At 33.8% G+C, this 3,464-nt stretch carries 4 protein-coding genes; 3 read left to right on the plus strand and 1 reads right to left on the minus strand.

Features of this window, described 5'->3' with window-relative positions:
- Window positions 1-233 (plus strand): response regulator (locus EA412_00425; protein TVR84352.1); only part of this gene is annotated, 233 nt, incomplete at its 5' end.
- A gap of 160 nt (window positions 234-393) precedes the next feature.
- Here the strand turns inward: EA412_00425 and EA412_00430 are convergent.
- Window positions 394-798 carry a hypothetical protein gene (locus tag EA412_00430; GenBank protein TVR84353.1) on the minus strand — a complete coding sequence of 135 codons (405 nt, stop codon included), beginning with the start codon at window positions 796-798 and terminating at the stop codon, window positions 394-396.
- 610 nt (window positions 799-1,408) lie between these two features.
- Here EA412_00430 and EA412_00435 point away from each other — a divergent pair.
- Together EA412_00435 and EA412_00440 are read left to right on the plus strand one after the other, a co-directional pair.
- Entirely contained in the window at window positions 1,409-2,860 is a 1,452-nt protein-coding gene (locus tag EA412_00435; protein TVR84354.1) for a response regulator, read from the plus strand.
- Window positions 2,861-2,880: 20 nt separating this feature from the next.
- Window positions 2,881-3,288, plus strand: coding sequence for a response regulator (locus tag EA412_00440; protein ID TVR84355.1), 408 nt, complete (start codon window positions 2,881-2,883; stop codon window positions 3,286-3,288).
- Window positions 3,289-3,464 lie beyond the last annotated feature (176 nt).

Consider the following 3,464-nt stretch of genomic DNA (forward strand, 5'->3'; position numbering starts at 1 on the left):
ACATTATTTTAATGGATATGATGATGCCCGAGATGAATGGGTATGAGGCAACCAAAAAGATAAAAGAACATAAAGAATGGAAACATATTCCGATAATTGCTGTAACTGCACGCGTCACGGAAGAAGATAAAAAGCAATGCTTTGAAGCGGGTGTGTCTGATTTTGTCAGTAAACCAGTTGACTCAGATACTTTACTAAAGGCCATATCAAGGTGGATTTCAACTTCCAGTTAGCTAAAAAAGTTCTGATAAAGGACGGTTACATAACCAAGTGGATATATTCTGTTGCATTCTGAATACAATGAATAAACACTATTAGAAGGCTTCGAAAAACCAGCTGTTTTGTTTCATTCAACGCCCGAGCAAAAGTAAAAAAATGAATTACTTCCTATAATCAGATTATAAAAGCTAGTATAAGTGCAAAGACAGATATAACCAAAGCAACCGTTGAAAAAGTAATAGCAAGTTTGAATTTTCTGCTTTCGAAATCCAAATCGGCAAGGATGGATAATACTAATGGGAAATTTACACTTAAGCCTTCAAATTTAAGAGAGGAAAAAAAAGTAACCCTGTTCCCATCTTCATCAAAATAACTGTATTTTTTATTGAAGTGGTAGTAAAGCCTTCCAAAAATCATATCCTCCTCTACACCACAATCTTGTGCAATTTTACCTATATCTACAGGTACCCGAACCCTTGTAATTCTATCAGGCTCCTTTCGGGCATGCTCCTTATAAGAAAGATTATATCTGCTATAGATTGCCTGTAGTATTTCAAGGTCAGTCGGTATTTTTTTCATGACATTATATAATTAACTAAAAGTCAAGGCACTGTCTACGCCTGTTTGCATGGTTATCGGGTAAAAATAACATTTCTTTAGAAGAATATTCTAAACCAAACCGAATATAAACAATGGCCATCAGTATCTTTGCCTTTTTTTACCGGCAATGGCAAAAAGTAATCATATTCATAGAAGCATTACAGACACTAGCATAACCCGGAATATTCACGAATAAACATACTTATATACTTAAAATACTGATACTATATGATATAGCAGCACAAATTCATGATAGCCAAAGTTTGAGGTATTAAAAAGAGCGACGATATGTTCAGATGAGCTTCGTTGAAGTGAAAAAAACGCACTCAGAGTACCAAAAACACTCTTCCGTCACGTTTTGCCCTTCGCCTTGCTCAAAAAATATATCTTGGTGAATAATCTGGGTTAAAACATAAATTAGCGTGCATTTAGCTTAAAGAAGACTTTTCAAAACACCAATACTAAGCCGGCAAAATAGCCCGGCAGCTAGATTTCTTACCTGGAAAATTTTATACATATAATCCCTTAAGATTTTTTTAGAAGGAGCCGATAACAAAACATAGAAGAAAAAACTAAATATGGTAAGACTATGGAAGGTATCGCCAAATGTGTCACTTTAAGAATTCTTGTAGTAGAAGATTCCGTTGATGACTATGAATTACTTTTAAGAAGTATAAAAAAAGAAGGCTTTAAAATATACAGCCAAAGGGTTGATACAGAAGAAGCATTAATCAACGTACTTAATGAAGAATGGGATGTAATTATTTCAGACTTCTACCTGCCAGGATTTGACGGAATGACATCGTTAGAGCTTGTTCGTGAGAAAGATCCTTTAACTCCATTCATTTTGGTTTCAGGCCACGTATGCGAAAATATAGCCATAGAGGCTATAAAAAGTGGCGCTAATGATTATTTATTCAAAGATAATCTATTACGCTTAGGTCCAGCAATAACTAAAGGACTTGACGAAAAGCAATTAAAAATAAATCGGCTTACATCTGAGAAAAAAATTCGCGCTAATGAAAAAAATCTGAGGCTTGCTCATAAATTAGCAAGATCCGGTTATTGGGAATTTAATTATGAGACTCTAAAGTTCAGTTTTTCAGATGAGCTCAAAGAACTCCTAAACCTTGAAAAAAAATCTATTGAGCTAAGAGCATTTTTAAAATGGATACACCCAAAAGATGTAACGATCGTACTGTCTAAAATTAGAAATCTTAATAAATTAAATACAACTATAGATGTAAACTTCAGGTTATTACCTAGTATAAAACGAAATTTAATGTTTATTTCCGCCCGCTGTACTGTTGGCTTTGAAGATAATAAACCAACAGAAATACAAGGCATATTTCAAGATGTAACTGAGCATACTCTTTCGAAACAAACGGCCAAAAAAGCACTTGAAAGAAATAAACTGCTATTAACCGAAATGCATCACCGTGTGAAAAACAACCTGGCTACCATCACAAGTTTGCTCGAATTAGAAAAAATGTCATCAAATTGTAAGGTTACTGTAGATACATTGTCTCGCAATACCTACCATATATATAATATGGGAATCTTGCAGGAATTGCTTTACAAAAGTTCTGATTTTTCCAAAATCGCATTCAACCAATATTTGGAACGGCTAATTGAATTAACTGGAAAAAGTCATTTTCCTAATACTACTATTTCCATTACTACATCTTTTGATTCTATAGATATTGATATCTCAAATGCTTTTCCTGCCGCTATGATTGCAAGTGAAATCTTATCAAATTCATTTCAACATTCATTTGTTGATCAATCGGATAAAAGAATTCATATTTCATTAACCGAATCTGCTAATGAAATTAGTTTAATTGTTAAGGATAATGGTATTGGTATTGGAGAAAATTTTGATTATACAAAAAGTAACACTCCCGGCTTTTCTCTTATAAACATATTTATACAACAGCTTTCTGGTACTTTAAAAATATTAAATGACAATGGTACCTTGGCTATACTTACGTTTAAGAAATCTTCCAAAAAGAGTAAATCAATAAATGACTCTTTAAATTAAAATCTGACTGGATAAGGCTTATGAATAACAGAAAATTAAGAGTACTGGTAGTTGAAGACGAAATGATTCAATCTTTATACCTCAAAAAGACGCTCACTGCTTTGGGGTATGAGGTCATTGATTGCATTACTACCGGTGAAGATGCTGTCCTTAGTGCGATTGAAAATAAACCGGATTTTATTACTATGGATATTCAGTTAAGTGACGATATCGATGGGATTGATGCAACGCATGAAATTCAAAAAAAGGTGCCTATTCCAGTTATCTATATTACCGGCAATACAGACCATTTACATACTACACGGCTTCAGAGTACGTACTACCTAGACCTTCTTGCTAAACCGGCCTCCAGAGGCCAAATTCTAAATGCTCTGAATAAGTTTAAACCTGCATTTGGTGTAAATGGCCAAGCTATGGCTGTTTCCTGAATTAGCATAATCCCACTCTCTCAACGAAACTATTTCCTCATGGGTTTTTTATCCTCAGATAAGATATCCCATGAAATGAGCTTGGTTGTTTAATATAAATGGATTATCCCCGCATTTTCACGAATAAACATACTTATGTACGTACAGTACGTATACTATATAAAATAGCACAAATT

The sequence above is a fragment of the Chitinophagaceae bacterium genome (assembly GCA_007695095.1).
Lineage (GTDB): Bacteria > Bacteroidota > Bacteroidia > Chitinophagales > REEL01 > REEL01.

Excerpts from the sequence above, each read along its gene's own strand:
- EA412_00430 (TVR84353.1), bottom strand. The coding sequence starts at position 798 with ATGAAAAAAATACCGACTGACCTTGAAATACTACAGGCAATCTATAGC.
- EA412_00435 (TVR84354.1), top strand. The coding sequence starts at position 1,409 with ATGGAAGGTATCGCCAAATGTGTCACTTTAAGAATTCTTGTAGTAGAA.
- EA412_00440 (TVR84355.1), top strand. The coding sequence starts at position 2,881 with ATGAATAACAGAAAATTAAGAGTACTGGTAGTTGAAGACGAAATGATT.